At 46.2% G+C, this 15,692-nt stretch carries 16 protein-coding genes; all 16 read left to right on the top strand.

The features are described 5' to 3' along the window. The first annotated feature begins 60 nt into the window (after nt 1–60). On the top strand, nt 61–1,479 hold the full coding sequence (gene tilS / locus G9F48_RS18790) for a tRNA lysidine(34) synthetase TilS (RefSeq protein WP_165409947.1): 1,419 nt from the start codon (nt 61–63) through the stop codon (nt 1,477–1,479). Next, nucleotides 1,476–2,015, top strand: a complete 540-nt coding sequence (gene hpt, locus G9F48_RS18785) for a hypoxanthine phosphoribosyltransferase (RefSeq protein ID WP_004264611.1) — start codon at nt 1,476–1,478, stop codon at nt 2,013–2,015. The genes tilS and hpt overlap by 4 nt, the downstream gene beginning before the upstream one ends. 97 nt (nt 2,016–2,112) lie before the next feature. After that, nucleotides 2,113–4,032, top strand: coding sequence for an ATP-dependent zinc metalloprotease FtsH (gene ftsH, locus G9F48_RS18780; RefSeq protein ID WP_060561972.1), 1,920 nt, complete (start codon nt 2,113–2,115; stop codon nt 4,030–4,032). A 148-nt stretch (nt 4,033–4,180) separates the two neighbouring features. Then, a complete protein-coding gene (locus G9F48_RS18775; RefSeq protein ID WP_165409946.1) occupies nt 4,181–4,957 on the top strand; it encodes a type III pantothenate kinase in 777 nt (258 codons plus the stop codon). 10 nt (nt 4,958–4,967) lie between these two features. Further along, entirely contained in the window at nt 4,968–5,843 is an 876-nt protein-coding gene (gene hslO / locus G9F48_RS18770; protein ID WP_004264606.1) for an Hsp33 family molecular chaperone HslO, read from the top strand. Nucleotides 5,844–5,888: 45 nt separating this feature from the next. Next, nucleotides 5,889–6,779 carry a peptidyl-prolyl cis-trans isomerase gene (locus tag G9F48_RS18765; RefSeq protein WP_015388785.1) on the top strand — a complete coding sequence of 297 codons (891 nt, stop codon included), beginning with the start codon at nt 5,889–5,891 and terminating at the stop codon, nt 6,777–6,779. A gap of 75 nt (nt 6,780–6,854) precedes the next feature. Continuing rightward, entirely contained in the window at nt 6,855–7,781 is a 927-nt protein-coding gene (gene cysK, locus G9F48_RS18760; RefSeq protein ID WP_004264603.1) for a cysteine synthase A, read from the top strand. 167 nt (nt 7,782–7,948) lie between these two features. Beyond that, a complete protein-coding gene (pabB, locus tag G9F48_RS18755) occupies nt 7,949–9,370 on the top strand; it encodes an aminodeoxychorismate synthase, component I (protein WP_024084798.1) in 1,422 nt (473 codons plus the stop codon). 6 nt (nt 9,371–9,376) lie between these two features. Then, nucleotides 9,377–9,964 (top strand): aminodeoxychorismate/anthranilate synthase component II, encoded by a 588-nt coding sequence (gene pabA, locus G9F48_RS18750; protein ID WP_063637075.1) that lies wholly within the window; start codon nt 9,377–9,379, stop codon nt 9,962–9,964. Then, complete coding sequence (pabC, locus tag G9F48_RS18745) at nt 9,961–10,845, top strand: aminodeoxychorismate lyase (RefSeq protein WP_165409945.1); 885 nt, start codon at nt 9,961–9,963, stop codon at nt 10,843–10,845. The genes pabA and pabC overlap by 4 nt, the downstream gene beginning before the upstream one ends. After that, nucleotides 10,826–11,683 carry a dihydropteroate synthase gene (gene folP / locus G9F48_RS18740; protein WP_003150672.1) on the top strand — a complete coding sequence of 286 codons (858 nt, stop codon included), beginning with the start codon at nt 10,826–10,828 and terminating at the stop codon, nt 11,681–11,683. The genes pabC and folP overlap by 20 nt, the downstream gene beginning before the upstream one ends. Beyond that, entirely contained in the window at nt 11,676–12,038 is a 363-nt protein-coding gene (folB, locus tag G9F48_RS18735) for a dihydroneopterin aldolase (RefSeq protein WP_094247301.1), read from the top strand. Before folP ends, folB begins: the two co-directional genes overlap by 8 nt. Further along, on the top strand, nt 12,035–12,538 hold the full coding sequence (gene folK / locus G9F48_RS18730) for a 2-amino-4-hydroxy-6-hydroxymethyldihydropteridine diphosphokinase (protein WP_165409944.1): 504 nt from the start codon (nt 12,035–12,037) through the stop codon (nt 12,536–12,538). Before folB ends, folK begins: the two co-directional genes overlap by 4 nt. Beyond that, nucleotides 12,490–12,699: a helix-turn-helix domain-containing protein gene (locus tag G9F48_RS18725; RefSeq protein ID WP_003150668.1), complete on the top strand. Its 210-nt coding sequence runs from the start codon at nt 12,490–12,492 to the stop codon at nt 12,697–12,699. The genes folK and G9F48_RS18725 overlap by 49 nt, the downstream gene beginning before the upstream one ends. 21 nt (nt 12,700–12,720) lie before the next feature. Beyond that, nucleotides 12,721–13,722 carry a tRNA dihydrouridine synthase DusB gene (dusB, locus tag G9F48_RS18720; RefSeq protein WP_014304210.1) on the top strand — a complete coding sequence of 334 codons (1,002 nt, stop codon included), beginning with the start codon at nt 12,721–12,723 and terminating at the stop codon, nt 13,720–13,722. Between the two features lie 89 nt (nt 13,723–13,811). Next, the gene (lysS, locus tag G9F48_RS18715; RefSeq protein WP_014416740.1) at nt 13,812–15,311 is read left to right on the top strand and encodes a lysine--tRNA ligase; all 1,500 of its coding nucleotides are present in this window, start codon (nt 13,812–13,814) and stop codon (nt 15,309–15,311) included. Nucleotides 15,312–15,692 lie beyond the last annotated feature (381 nt).

Raw genomic sequence — 15,692 nt, 5'->3', positions numbered from 1 at the left:
GAATGAAAGTGATAGGATATGTATATCTTTAAAAAACCTGCTCATTGTGAGGGGGACATTGTGAAAAGCGTGGAAGATTTTTTCAAAACATATCATCTTCAGGCGGAGGGAGAAACGATTATTGCCGGGGTCTCCGGAGGCCCTGATTCAATGGCGCTTCTCAGTATGCTGAATAAGCACTTCGGGCATTCTTCCGTTATCATAGCGGCGCATGTCGACCATCAGTTCAGGGGTCCTGAATCTGAAGAAGATATGAAGTTTGTGCAGTCATATTGCGAAGCGGAACACATCCTCTGCGAAACGGTACAGATTGATGTTTCTGCATACGCAAAGAAGAATAAGCTGAACAAGCAGGCTGCCGCGCGTGATTGCAGATATCAGTTTTTCGAAGATCTGATGGCAAAACACCAAGCGAAGTTTTTGGCGCTGGCTCATCACGGCGATGACCAGGTTGAGACAATGCTCATGAGGCTTGCGAAAGGTACGCTCGGGGCAGGGCTCGCGGGAATGCAGCCCGTCCGCGAATTTGCATCCGGCTGGCTGATCAGGCCTTTCCTCTATGCGGAAAAGGATGAAATCCTAGAATACTGCCGTCAAGAAGGGCTCAGCTACAGAACGGATGAGAGCAATGCAAAAGACGATTATACAAGAAACAGATTCAGAAAGACCGTGCTTCCTTTTTTAAAACAAGAATCACCTGACGTTCATAAAATGTTTCAAAAGGTGAGTGAAGCACTGACAGAAGACGAACAATACTTGCAGTCATTAACGAAAGAACGAATGAATAAGGTTATTACAAGCAAGTCTGACACATCGGTTGAAGTCGATTCCTCTCTATTGCTTGCCCTTCCGATACCTTTACAAAGAAGAGGAGTTCAACTAATATTAAACTATCTTTATGAAAACGTTCCATCGTCGTTTTCCGCCCGCCACATACAGCAGTTTCTGGAATGGGCGGAAAATGGAAGCGCCTCGGGAGTGCTTGATTTTCCGAAAGGGCTGAAGGTGGTCAAATCATATCAGACATGTTTGTTTACATTTGAACAATGGCAATGTGAAAAGGTTCCCTTTGAGCTGCAGCTGCAAGGAGCGGAAGGCGAGACTGCTGTTCTCCCCAACGGCTTTATGATAGAGGTGGCCGATCAGGCTGACCCTCATATCAAAAATGGGAATGCTGTTTTTATGACAAGCAGAAATAAGGTGCAATTTCCTTTAACAATCCGGACGAGAAAAATCGGCGACCGGATTAAACTTAAAGGGATGAATGGCTCGAAAAAGGTAAAAGATATATTTATTGATCATAAACTGCCTCTGCGGGATCGGGACGAATGGCCGATTGTAACGGATGCGAGCGGTGAAATTATCTGGCTGCCTGGCTTGAAAAAATCCATCTTTGACGATCTTGTGATTTCAAACAGTGACCGCATTGTATTACAATATAGACAGCATGAAAAGTGTAGGGGGCAAGCATTAACATGAAACAGGATATCGAAAAAGTGCTGATCTCAGAAGATGAGATCCAGCAGAAAGTAAAACAGCTTGGAGAACAATTAACAAGCGAGTACAGCGACACGTTTCCGTTGGCAATCGGTGTGTTAAAGGGAGCGCTCCCTTTTATGGCTGATCTTATAAAGCATATTGATACATATTTGGAAATGGACTTCATGGATGTATCAAGCTACGGAAATTCCACGGTTTCTTCCGGAGAAGTCAAAATCATCAAAGATTTGGATACATCTGTAGAAGGCCGGGACATCTTAATCATTGAAGATATTATCGACAGTGGGTTAACCTTGAGCTATCTCGTAGAACTCTTCCGATATCGTAAAGCGAAATCAATTAAGATTGTTACCCTGTTGGATAAACCAAGCGGAAGAAAAGCGGACATTAAAGCAGACTTCGTAGGCTTTGAAGTTCCTGACGCGTTTGTTGTGGGTTACGGACTTGATTATGCCGAACGCTATCGCAATCTGCCTTACATCGGAGTATTAAAACCGGCGATTTATGAAAGCTGATCGGCTGCCTGCTTCCGAGATGGTTATCGGTTGTATTGGAATGATTTTCTATGGTACTATTGAACATAGTTGTGCTTACTGTGGGAGGAGGTAAGGAATGAATCGGGTCTTCCGTAATACCATTTTTTATTTACTTATTTTATTAGTAGTAATCGGGGTTGTGAGTTACTTCCAGACCTCAAACCCGAAAACAGAAAATATGTCGTACAGTACGTTTATCAAGAACCTCGATGAAGGGAAAGTTGATAGCGTATCGGTTCAGCCTGTCAGAGGTGTTTATGAGGTAAAAGGACAGCTGAAAAAATACGACAAAGACCAGTACTTTTTAACACATGTTCCTGAAGGAAAAGGAGCAGACCAGATATTTGACGCAATTAAAAAGACGGACGTAAAAGTTGATCCCGCACAGGAAACAAGCGGGTGGGTGACGTTCTTAACGACGATCATTCCGTTTGTCATCATCTTTATTCTGTTTTTCTTCCTGCTCAATCAGGCTCAGGGCGGCGGAAGCCGTGTCATGAACTTCGGAAAGAGCAAAGCGAAGCTGTATACGGAAGAAAAGAAACGAGTGAAGTTTAAAGATGTAGCCGGCGCGGATGAGGAGAAGCAGGAGCTCGTTGAGGTTGTTGAGTTTCTGAAAGATCCCCGCAAATTCGCCGAGCTTGGCGCCAGAATCCCTAAAGGCGTGCTGCTGGTCGGACCTCCGGGAACCGGTAAGACATTGCTTGCGAGAGCCTCAGCCGGTGAAGCGGGCGTTCCTTTCTTCAGCATCAGCGGATCTGACTTCGTTGAAATGTTTGTCGGTGTCGGTGCTTCCCGTGTGCGTGATTTATTCGAAAATGCGAAAAAGAATGCGCCTTGCCTGATCTTCATTGATGAGATCGACGCGGTAGGACGTCAGCGCGGCGCCGGTCTTGGCGGCGGGCATGATGAACGCGAACAGACGCTGAACCAGCTGCTTGTAGAGATGGACGGTTTCAGTGCGAATGAAGGAATCATTATTATCGCTGCGACAAACCGTGCGGATATTCTTGACCCTGCATTGCTCCGTCCGGGACGTTTTGACCGTCAGATTACGGTAGACCGTCCGGATGTCATCGGCCGTGAAGCCGTATTGCAGGTGCATGCGAGAAACAAACCGCTTGATGAGACGGTGAACTTAAAAGCAATCGCTTCAAGAACACCCGGTTTCTCAGGCGCGGATTTAGAAAACCTTCTTAACGAAGCGGCACTCGTTGCTGCCCGTCAAAACAAGAAGAAAATTGATATGCGCGACATTGATGAAGCAACGGACCGTGTCATTGCGGGTCCTGCGAAGAAGAGCCGCGTCATCTCGAAAAAAGAACGCAATATCGTGGCGTACCACGAGGGCGGTCACACCGTTATCGGACTTGTGCTGGATGAAGCCGATATGGTTCATAAAGTAACGATCGTTCCGAGGGGGCAGGCGGGCGGATACGCGGTCATGCTTCCGAGAGAAGACCGTTACTTCCAGACAAAACCTGAACTTCTCGATAAAATTGTCGGTCTTCTGGGCGGACGTGTTGCGGAGGAAATTATCTTCGGCGAAGTCAGCACGGGGGCTCACAATGACTTCCAGCGGGCAACGAACATTGCTAGAAGAATGGTGACAGAGTTCGGTATGTCAGAAAAACTCGGACCGCTTCAGTTCGGTCAATCTCAAGGCGGTCAAGTATTCTTGGGCCGGGATTTCAACAATGAGCAAAACTACAGTGATCAGATCGCTTACGAAATCGATCAGGAAATTCAGCGCATCATTAAAGAATGTTATGAGCGTGCGAAAACCATCCTGACTGAAAATCGCGATAAGCTTGAATTGATTGCTCAGACATTGCTTGATGTGGAAACATTAGATGCGGAACAAATCAAGCATCTCGTGGATCACGGAAAACTCCCTGAGCGCAATTTCTCAGATGACCATCTTCAAAAAGACGATGTGAAAGTAAACATCCTGTCTAAAACAGAAGAAGAAAAGAAAGACGAGCCGAAAGAATAGTTCGCTTTCTGATATGAAAACCGCCGGCGTATACCGGCGGTTTTTTTACTGGTTTCGTTTTGTTTACAAAAGAGCCGCAGATCGTGTATGGTATTGTAGAATGTTGAAAATGTTATGATTAGAAACTATTCAAAAGTGGTGATAGAGGTTGTTACTGGTTATAGATGTGGGGAACACCAACACCGTGATTGGTGTATATCATGATGGGGAACTAGAATATCATTGGCGCATAGAAACGAGCAGGCACAAAACAGAAGACGAATTCGGCATGCTGCTCCGCTCCTTATTTGAACATTCCGGATTGATGTTTGAACAGATTGAAGGGATTATCATCTCATCCGTAGTGCCGCCGATTATGTTCTCTTTAGAAAGAATGTGCACAAAATACTTTCACATCGAGCCGCAGGTTGTCGGCCCGGGAATGAAAACAGGTTTAAATATAAAATATGACAATCCGAAAGAAGTGGGAGCTGACAGAATCGTCAATGCCGTTGCGGCGATTCAGCAGTATGGCGGCCCCTTAATTGTTGTTGATTTCGGAACGGCGACGACGTATTGCTACATCGATGAAAACAAACAATACATGGGCGGCGCGATTGCTCCCGGCATTACAATTTCAACGGAAGCGCTGTACTCACGCGCGGACAAGCTTCCGAGAATTGAAATCGCCCGACCGGACAATATCATCGGCAAAAATACGGTAAGCGCCATGCAGTCCGGCATCCTTTTCGGCTATGTCGGACAAGTTGAAGGCATTGTAAAGCGGATGAAATGGCAGGCCAAACAAGAACCGAAAGTCATTGCGACAGGGGGGCTTGCGTCATTAATCGCAAACGAATCAGACTGTATTGATATTGTTGACCCGTTTCTTACTTTAAAAGGGCTGGAAATCATTTATGAGCGAAATCGCGTGGGTCACGTATAGGAGGTAAACGATGGATTATTTAATTAAAGCAATTGCATATGACGGTAAAGTGCGGGCTTATGCAGCCAGAACGACAGATATGGTAAATGAAGCGCAAAGAAGGCATGACACGTGGCCGACGGCATCAGCCGCAATCGGCCGGACGATGACAGCGTCTCTGATGCTCGGAGCGATGCTTAAGGGTGAAGATAAGCTGACAGTCAAAATAGAAGGCGGCGGCCCGATCGGAGCCATTGTCGCAGATGCGAACGCAAAGGGTGAGGTAAGAGCATACGTATCAAACCCGCACGTTCATTTTGACCTCAATGAACAAGGGAAACTGGATGTCAGACGGGCGGTCGGAACTGACGGAACACTCAGTGTCGTAAAAGATTTGGGCTTGCGTGATTATTTTACGGGACAAGTAGAGATTGTCTCGGGTGAACTCGGTGATGACTTCACGTATTACCTTGTTTCTTCTGAACAAGTCCCTTCATCTGTCGGCGTAGGTGTTCTAGTAAATCCTGATAACACGATTCTCGCTGCGGGCGGATTCATCATTCAGCTTCTTCCGGGGACTGATGAAGAAACCATTTCAACAATTGAAAAGCAATTATCTCAAATCGAACCGATTTCAAAATTGATTCAAAAAGGCCTGACACCGGAAGAAATCTTAGAAGAAGTTCTGGGTCAAAAACCGGACGTTCTCGAAACAATGCCGGTCAAATTTCACTGTTCTTGTTCAAAAGATCGATTCGAAACGGCCATTTTAGGACTAGGCAAAAAAGAAATACAAGATATGATAGAAGAAGACGGAAAAGCCGAAGCGGTTTGCCATTTTTGTAATGAGAAATATTTATTTACAAAAGAAGAACTGGAAGAGCTTCGTGACGAAACAACCCGCTAGCTCTTTAGCGGGTTGTTCTATTTTGTAAAAGGGATGGGGTAGATTTTGAAATCGAGAACACTTTTGACGATTATTGTAGCGGCGCTGTTGGTATGCAGTGTAGCAGTGGCGTATAAGTTAACAAAATCCCAAGCTGCAGGGTCATCTGAAGAATCCATCGCGACAATCGGTGATAAACATATCACACGGCAGGACTGGATGAAAAAGATGGAAGACGAGTACGGAAAATCAACTCTGGAAGACATGATTAATGCACAAGTAGTGGAAGAACTTGCGAAAAAGAATAAACTCACAGTTTCAAACACCGAATTGGAACGTGAATTTCTTTTAATCAAAGCGGTAAATAATTCATTTTATGAAGACAGCCATATTACCGAAAAAGAATGGAGAGACCAGATCCGCTACAACATTCTTCTTGAAGAACTGCTGACGAAGGACATCGATATATCGGATAAGGAAATGCAATCATTTTATAATAAAAATAAAGAACTGTACCATTTCGATGATTCCTACAGAATCCGGCACATTGTCGTCAAAAACAAGGAAGAGGCGGACAGGGTGCTTGCTGATTTGAAAGGCGGTTCCAGCTTTGAAGCCGTCGCCGCTGAGCGTTCCACGGACAGATACACGTCTCAGTATGGCGGAGACCTCGGCTTTGTGACAGAAAACCAGGAAAATATCCCGCAGGCATATATCACAGAAGCTAAAAATCTCAAAGAAGATGAATGGTCCGCTGAACCGATTAAAGTTTCTTCAGGATATGCCGTCATTCAGCTGAAAGAAAAGCTTAAAGCGAGAACTTTCTCATACAATGAAGTGAAGAGCCAAATCAGACGCCAGATCGCGATGGATCAATTAGGTGACAAGGCGACAGTCAAAACGCTGTGGAAAGAGGCGGGGGTCTCTTGGTTCTACGGGGAAAAAAGAACTAAATGATTGACAAAAAATTTTGAAATTGATAACTTATATTTATAATACCAATAAATTTAGTCGGAAATTGAGGTGTCCAACATGGTGCGTATTGCAAATTCTATTACTGAACTAATCGGAAATACTCCTATTGTGAAATTGAATCGCCTGACGGATGAAAACAGTGCAGATGTATATCTGAAGCTTGAATACATGAATCCGGGCAGCAGCGTAAAAGACCGTATCGGAGCGGCGATGATTGAAGCGGCTGAAAAAGAAGGAAAATTAAAAGCCGGCGACACAATCATTGAACCGACAAGCGGAAATACAGGGATCGGTCTTGCGATGGTGGCAGCGGCTAAAGGTCTCAGAGCCATTCTCGTTATGCCTGATACAATGAGTATGGAACGACGCAATCTGCTGCGCGCATACGGAGCGGAGCTTGTGCTGACTCCCGGCGCAGAAGGAATGAAGGGCGCCATTAAAAAGGCGGAAGAACTTGCCGAGGAACACGGATACTTTGTGCCTCAGCAATTCAACAATGCGGCAAACCCGGAAATTCACCGTCAAACGACGGGGAAAGAAATCGTAGAACAGTTTGGTGACGACCAGCTTGATGCGTTCGTGGCCGGAATCGGTACCGGCGGAACCATCACGGGAGCGGGCGAAGTGCTGAAAGAAGCATATCCATCCATCAAAATCTATGCGGTAGAGCCGGCGGATTCTCCGGTTCTTTCCGGCGGAAAACCGGGCCCGCATAAAATTCAGGGTATCGGAGCGGGATTTGTCCCTGAAACATTGAATACGGACATCTATGATCAAATCATTCCCGTCAAAAATGAGGATGCATTTGAATATGCCCGTAAAACGGCAAAAGAAGAAGGGATTCTCGGCGGCATTTCTTCCGGAGCGGCCATTTACGCGGCGCTGGAAATCGCGAAAAAACTCGGGAAAGGCAAGAAAGTGCTTGCGATCATCCCTAGTAACGGAGAACGTTACTTAAGCACACCGCTTTATCAGTTTGAATAGAGACATACACACGGCTCCCGGCTGTATCCGGGAGTTTTTTTGTGCCTGAAGTATCGAAAATCCAAAAAACGTTTCGAATTTTATGGTTGGAAGTGAAATTCACTTTTTTCACCAGTGTGATTGCTTTAAAATAAAACTACAGTAAAACGAAGCAGAGGATTGATATGATGGCACAACGCAGACCGGCAGGAAGAAAAATACCTTTTACGAAACAAGCATTTTTACAGCGATATGAAAACCTTTCGAAATCGAGAAAACGGCATGTTCTGCTCGAAAGCGCGAGAGGGGGAAGATTCAGTATAGCCGGTCTAGATCCGATTGCGTCCGTCAGAGGGAAAGACGGAATTACAACGATCAAGCATGAGGGAGAAACACTGTTTAAAGAAGGTGACCCGCTGCGGGCCTTTCATGAATGGTTTGGAACGCTCGGAACGGAAACAAACGTTGAGTTTCCGGACTTTCAGGGCGGTGCGATTGGTTTTATCAGTTACGACTATGCCCGATATATTGAGAATTTTAAGATGCTGTCGTTAGATGATCTGGAAACACCCGATATTTACTTTCTTGTTTTTGATGATGTGGCCGTTTATGACCATGAGGAAGAGGCGTTATGGCTCATTACCCATACTGAAGCGGAAGAAGCGGATCTTGCGGAAGAAAAGCTGTCCGGCTTAGAGGACATGTGGTGTTCCCTCCAAACGGCGGACGAGCCTTTTTCACCGCTGAATCGGAATGGGGACGGATCGTACGCCGCTCCGTTCACCGAGGAAGGATTTTCACAGGCTGTAGAACAAATTAAACAATATATCGCGAGCGGCGATGTGTTCCAGGTTAATTTGTCCATCAGGCAGTCTCAGTCTTTATCCGTTCATCCGTATGAGGTGTATAAACACTTGAGAAACGTCAATCCGTCTCCTTACATGGCCTATCTCGAGACACCGGGGTTTCAAGTGATATGCGGGTCGCCGGAGCTATTGGTGACAAAGAAGGGGAAGAAGCTTGAAACGAGACCGATCGCGGGTACGCGTTCAAGAGGAAAAGACGATGCTGAAGACAAGGCTTTGGCTGATGAATTAATTCACAACGAAAAAGAACGTGCGGAACACGTCATGCTTGTTGATCTTGAGCGTAATGATCTCGGGCGCGTATCGCGCTACGGTTCCGTGCGGGTTAACGAGTTTATGGCGATCGAAAAGTATTCCCACGTCATGCATATCGTGTCAAACGTACAGGGAGAGCTGCAGGACGGATATGACGCGACAGACATTATTCATGCGGTGTTCCCGGGGGGCACCATCACGGGAGCGCCCAAAGTGAGAACGATGGAAATTATAGAAGAGCTTGAGCCGACAAGACGGGGGCTTTATACTGGATCTATAGGCTGGTTCGGATTCAACGGAGATTTGCAGTTTAACATTGTGATCCGGACGATCTATGCAGCCGGCGGACATGCTTTTATGCAGTCCGGAGCAGGAGTGGTTATTGATTCGGTTCCGAAGCATGAATACAAGGAATCGTTCAAAAAAGCTTTTGCGATGAAAAAGGCGTTAGAGCTGAGTGAAGAAGAGACAAAAAATCAGACGAGGTGAGCAGAGATGATTTTAATGATTGACAATTATGATTCATTTACGTACAACTTGGTTCAATATTTGGGTGAGCTCGGGGAGGAACTGATCGTCAGACGGAATGACGAGATTACGATTGAGCAGATTGAAGAGCTGGGTCCGGACTTCTTAATGATTTCTCCCGGACCGTGCAGTCCTGATGAAGCGGGGATCAGCCTCGAAGCCATCAAACATTTTGCCGGCAGTATTCCTATTTTCGGCGTATGTCTCGGGCATCAGTCGATTGCGCAAGTATTCGGCGGCGATGTCGTCAGAGCAGAGCGGCTCATGCACGGCAAAACGTCAGAAGTTATGCATGACGGGCAGACGATTTTTAAAGGCCTGCAAAATCCGCTGGTCGCCACCCGGTACCATTCACTTATTGTCAAAGCGGACACGCTGCCGGATTGTTTTACGGTATCCGCTCAAACCAAAGAAGGAGAAATTATGGCAATCCGCCATCATGAGCTGCCTGTTGAAGGTGTTCAGTTCCATCCGGAATCCATCATGACCTCCTTCGGCAAAGAGATGCTCAGAAACTTTATAGAGACACACCGCAAAAAGGAAGTGTCGGTGTGATTATATATTTGAATGGTCAATATATAGAGGAGAAAGAAGCGGCGCTTTCTCCTTTTGACCATGGTTATCTGTACGGGCTCGGCGCGTTCGAGACGTTCAGGCTTTACAGCGGCCGGCCGTTTCTGCCGGATGCGCATGTCGCCAGGCTCAACAGGGCGCTTCGGGATCTGCAGATTGCATATGAGGTGAACGAACAGGAGCTGCTTGATATGCTTCGGAGACTGTTGCACCTCAATGACATAAAGGACGGCAGCGCGCGTGTCCGGCTTAACATCTCGGCAGGCGTCAGCGATAAGGGGTTTGCCGCGCAGACTTATGAAAAGCCGACCGTCCTTTGTTTCGTCAACCGGCTCAATCCGGAAACTCTGCCTGTTCAAAAAGAAGGCAGGCTTCTCTCTGTCCGGAGAAATACGCCTGAAGGACATTTCCGGTTAAAATCCCATCACTATTTAAACAACATGTACGCTAAACGGGAGATCGGGAATGATCCTAATCTTGAAGGGATTTTCCTGACCGGAGAAGGAGATGTCGCGGAAGGCATTGTCTCCAACGTGTTTTGGCGAAAAGGAGACAAGGTCTTTACGCCATCTTTGGATACGGGAATTCTCGATGGGGTAACAAGACAGTTTGTCATTGATGAATTGAAACGGCAGGGGACAGAAGTCACCGAAGGCCGATTCCGTTTTCAATCAATGCTTGAAGCAGATGAAGCATGGTTGACAAACTCCGTGCTTGAAATCATCCCGTTTTCTAAAATAGAGGAAGTTCCGCTGCCCGGAATGAGCGGAAAAACGGTGCAATTGCTCTGTAAGCAGTATCAGCAGGAAATAAACAAAATGAATGTACAGGAGGAGGAACAAAATGGCGCAGCAAACAATTGAACAGCCTAAACTGATTCATACAAAAAAAGGCGCTCTGTCCTATAAAGAGAAGACGCTCGTTATGGGGATATTAAATGTAACGCCAGACTCCTTCTCAGACGGCGGCAAATACGACAGTACGGAAAGGGCGCTTCTGCATGCGGCGAAGATGGCTGAAGAAGGGGCGCATATCATAGATATCGGCGGCGAATCGACAAGGCCCGGCGCATCACTCGTGTCGGCTGATGAGGAAATGTCACGAGTCATCCCCGTCATAGAACGGATCACAAGCGAGCTGGACATTCCGCTTTCAATCGATACGTACAAAGCGTCCGTGGCAGACGAAGCGGTCAAAGCGGGAGCCTCTATCCTTAATGACATCTGGGGGGCGAAAGGTGACCCTGACATGGCGTCAGTAGCCGCCGCACACGGGGTTCCGATTATCTTAATGCATAATCGTATGGAAAGAAACTACAACGATCTTATTCCTGATATGCTTGCAGACTTAATGGAAAGCGTAAAAATTGCCGCAGAAGCCGGCGTCACAGATGAAAACATGATTCTGGATCCGGGGATCGGCTTTGCGAAAAACTATGAGGACAATCTGGCTGTCATGAACAAGCTGGAGGTGTTCAGCGGGTTAGGTTATCCGCTGCTCCTGGCTACATCGAGAAAAAGGTTCATCGGCCGTGTGCTTGACCTTCCCCCTGAAGAACGTGCCGAGGGAACGGGAGCGACAGTATGCCTTGGCGTCCAAAAAGGCTGCGACATTGTGAGGGTGCACGATGTCAAAGAGATCGCAAGAATGACTAAGATGATGGATGCTATGCTGAACAAAGGAGGCGCACATTATGGATAAAGTATATGTGGAAGGTATGGAGTTTTACGGATATCACGGCGTGTTCGAAGAAGAAAACAAACTCGGCCAGCGCTTCAAAGTAGACCTGACTGCCGAACTGGATTTGAGCAAAGCGGGAAAAACGGATGACCTTTCTTATACCATTAACTATGCGGAATTGTACAGTGTCTGCCGCGGCATCGTTGAGGGCGAGCCCGTTAATTTGGTCGAGACTCTTGCGGAACGGATCGCAGACACCGTCCTTGAGAAATTTGAGCCGGTGCGGCAATGTACGGTAAAGGTTGTTAAGCCTGACCCGCCGATTCCCGGCCATTATAAATCAGTAGCCATAGAAATGACGAGAAAGAAATCATGAACAATACGGCATATATCGGCCTCGGTTCCAATATGGGCGACCGTGAACATTATTTGCGCCAGGCAGTTGCCATGCTCAGCCGGCATCATGGCGTGACGGTGTCAAAGGTGTCCTCCATATATGAAACAGATCCCGTGGGTTATGAGGATCAAGATCAGTTTCTCAATATGGCGGTTGAAGTGAAAACGTCGTTATCTCCTTTTGAACTTCTTGATGTAACGCAGAGCATTGAAGCTGAATTAGGCAGAACGAGAGAGATTCGCTGGGGACCGCGGACGGCAGACCTTGACATTTTGCTGTATAATCGTGAAAATATTGAAACAGAGCGGCTGATTGTTCCGCATCCGAGAATGTATGAGCGCTTATTTGTCCTTGCGCCGTTAAAAGAAATATGTCCGCAGGCGGATCATATCAAGATAAGCGCTGAAACAAACCAAGAAGGTGTAAGAGTATGGAAGCAGAAATCTGGGGTAGGCGAATTCGTGCATTCAGAAAGCTGAAAGGTTATACTCAAGAAGGATTTGCAAAAGCATTAGGTATATCAGTTTCTATTGTCGGTGAAATTGAACGCGGAAACCGATTGCCGTCAGATGCCATCATTCAAGATGCGGCAGATGTTTTAAATATAAGTGCGGACGAATTGGCCCCGCCTGAAAAATAGACAAATGAAAGGAGGGGAAAAATGTTTAAAATCGGTGATATTCAATTGAAAAACCGGGTTGTGCTTGCCCCTATGGCCGGTGTCTGCAACTCAGCGTTCAGATTGACTGTAAAGGAATTCGGAGCCGGATTAGTATGCGCTGAAATGGTCAGTGACAAAGCGATTCTTTACAACAACGCAAGAACAATGGGGATGCTTTACATTGATGAACGTGAAAAACCGCTCAGCCTTCAGATTTTTGGAGGAAAAAAGGAAACCCTTGTGGAAGCGGCGAAGTTTGTAGATCAAAACACGACTGCTGATATTATTGATATTAACATGGGATGTCCCGTACCAAAGATTACAAAATGTGATGCGGGCGCCAAATGGCTTCTCGATCCTGATAAGATTTATGAAATGGTATCCGCAGTAGTAGATGCTGTTGATAAGCCGGTTACAGTGAAGATGAGAATGGGTTGGGACGAAGATCACATTTATGCCGTGAAAAACGCCCAAGCCGTTGAACGTGCCGGCGGAAAAGCCGTTGCCCTTCACGGCCGCACAAGAGTGCAAATGTATGAAGGCACTGCGAACTGGGATATCATTAAAGAAGTGAAGCAATCCGTCTCCATTCCCGTCATCGGAAACGGTGATGTCAAAACGCCTCAGGACGCGAAACGCATGCTTGAGGAAACAGGAGTTGACGGCGTCATGATCGGCCGGGCCGCACTCGGCAACCCGTGGATGATTTACCGTACGGTGCAGTACCTTGAAACCGGTGAGTTAAAAGACGAGCCGAAAGTCCGTGAAAAAATGTCGGTATGCAAACTGCACTTAGACCGCCTGATTAAGTTAAAAGGCGAAAATGTGGCAGTCAGAGAAATGAGAAAACACGCTGCCTGGTATCTGAAAGGTGTCAGAGGCAATGCGAATGTACGCAATGAAATTAACCAATGTGAGACGCGTGAAGAATTTGTGCAGCTTTTAGATGCATTTACCGCCGAAGCAGAGGCAAAAGAGCTTCAAGATGCAAAAGTAGGTTAATATACACCCTCTATTGCTGCTCACTGCCAGCTTACCGCTGGCAGTTTTTCTGCTTTTTCGTGAAATCAAAATGTAACGGAGTGATACCAATGAGTCAAGAAGAGCAAAATCATGAGGAATTGAACGACCAGCTGCAAGTCAGACGAGATAAAATGAACCAGCTGAGAGAAAACGGCATTGACCCTTTCGGCGAACGTTTCGAGAGAACGCATCAATCTCAGCAGATCATTGACGCCTACCAGGAGCTTTCTAAAGAAGAACTGGAAGAAAAAGCGATCGAAGTGACCATTGCAGGCCGTATGATGACAAAGCGCGGAAAAGGGAAAGCCGGCTTTGCGCATCTGCAGGACTTAGAAGGTCAAATTCAAATTTACGTAAGAAAAGACAGTGTCGGCGAAGAACAATATGAAATCTTTAAATCTTCAGACCTCGGAGACGTTATCGGCATCACGGGGAAAGTTTTCAAAACAAACGTAGGCGAGCTTTCTGTCAAAGCGACATCTTTTGAACTGCTGACAAAAGCACTGCGTCCTCTTCCTGATAAATATCATGGGTTAAAAGACGTTGAACAGCGTTACCGCCAGCGCTATCTCGATCTCATCGTAAACCCTGACAGCAAACAAACGTTTATCACACGCAGCAAAATCATCCAAGCGATGAGAAGATACTTAGATGACCATGGATACTTAGAAGTTGAAACACCTACGATGCACAGCATACCGGGAGGAGCGTCTGCACGCCCGTTCATCACGCACCATAACGCGCTCGACATGCCGCTTTATATGCGTATTGCGATTGAACTGCACCTGAAACGCCTGATTGTCGGCGGATTGGAAAAAGTCTACGAAATCGGCCGCGTGTTCCGTAACGAAGGTGTTTCTACACGCCATAACCCTGAATTCACGATGATCGAGCTGTATGAAGCGTACGCCGATTATAAAGATATTATGAGTCTTACGGAAAACCTCGTAGCACATATTGCGCAGGAAGTGCTTGGAAGCACCACAATCCAGTACGGCGAAGAGCAGATTGATCTGAAACCTGAGTGGAAACGACTCCACATGGTAGATGCGGTCAAAGAAGCGACAGGCGTAGATTTCTGGAATGAGATGACTGTTGAAGAAGCGCGCGGTCATGCAAAAGAGCATGGTATCGAGATCACAAACTCAATGACGGTGGGTCATATCATCAATGAATTCTTCGAACAAAAAATTGAAGAAACACTCATTCAGCCTACATTTATTTACGGCCACCCTGTAGAGATTTCTCCTCTTGCTAAGAAAAATCCGGAGGACCCTCGCTTTACAGACCGTTTTGAGCTGTTTATCGTCGGCCGTGAGCACGCTAATGCGTTTACGGAGCTGAATGACCCTATTGACCAGAGGGAACGCTTTGAAGCGCAATTAAAAGAAAGAGAAGAAGGAAACGATGAAGCGCATATGATGGATGAAGACTTCGTTGAAGCTCTTGAATACGGCATGCCGCCGACCGGGGGATTGGGTATCGGTATCGACCGCCTTGTCATGCTGTTAACAAATGCTCCGTCTATCAGAGACGTTTTATTATTCCCTCAAATGAGACAACGCTAATAAAAGGGAAGGCGCCGTTTCTGCTTATCGCAGTACGGCGCTTTTTTAGAAACAAGCCGCTCGTAAAACTTTTTTGATTTTCTTTTAAAAAAACTATTGCACTATTATTTGCGAGGTGGTATATTATTATTCGTTGCCGCTAAACAAGGCGCTGACGAAAAAAGAAATTTAAAAAGTTGTTGACTTCAAGAGATTGATAAGATATAATAATAAAGTCGCTTGAACGAAAGGTAAAATGATCTTTGAAAACTAAACAAGACAAAACGTACCTGTTAATTCAAAGTTTTAAATAAATCGCGCAGCAATGTGCGTAGTCAGTCAAACTACTTTATCGGAGAGTTTGATCCTGGCTCAGGACGAACGCTGGCGGCGTGCCTAATA

Origin of the sequence: Bacillus sp. EKM420B, assembly GCF_011065565.1 — a bacterium.
In the GTDB taxonomy this organism is placed as follows: Bacteria; Bacillota; Bacilli; order Bacillales; family Bacillaceae; genus Bacillus; species Bacillus velezensis.
The sequence above is the reverse complement of the archived record's forward strand: the minus strand, read 5'-3'. Positions and strand labels throughout refer to the sequence as shown.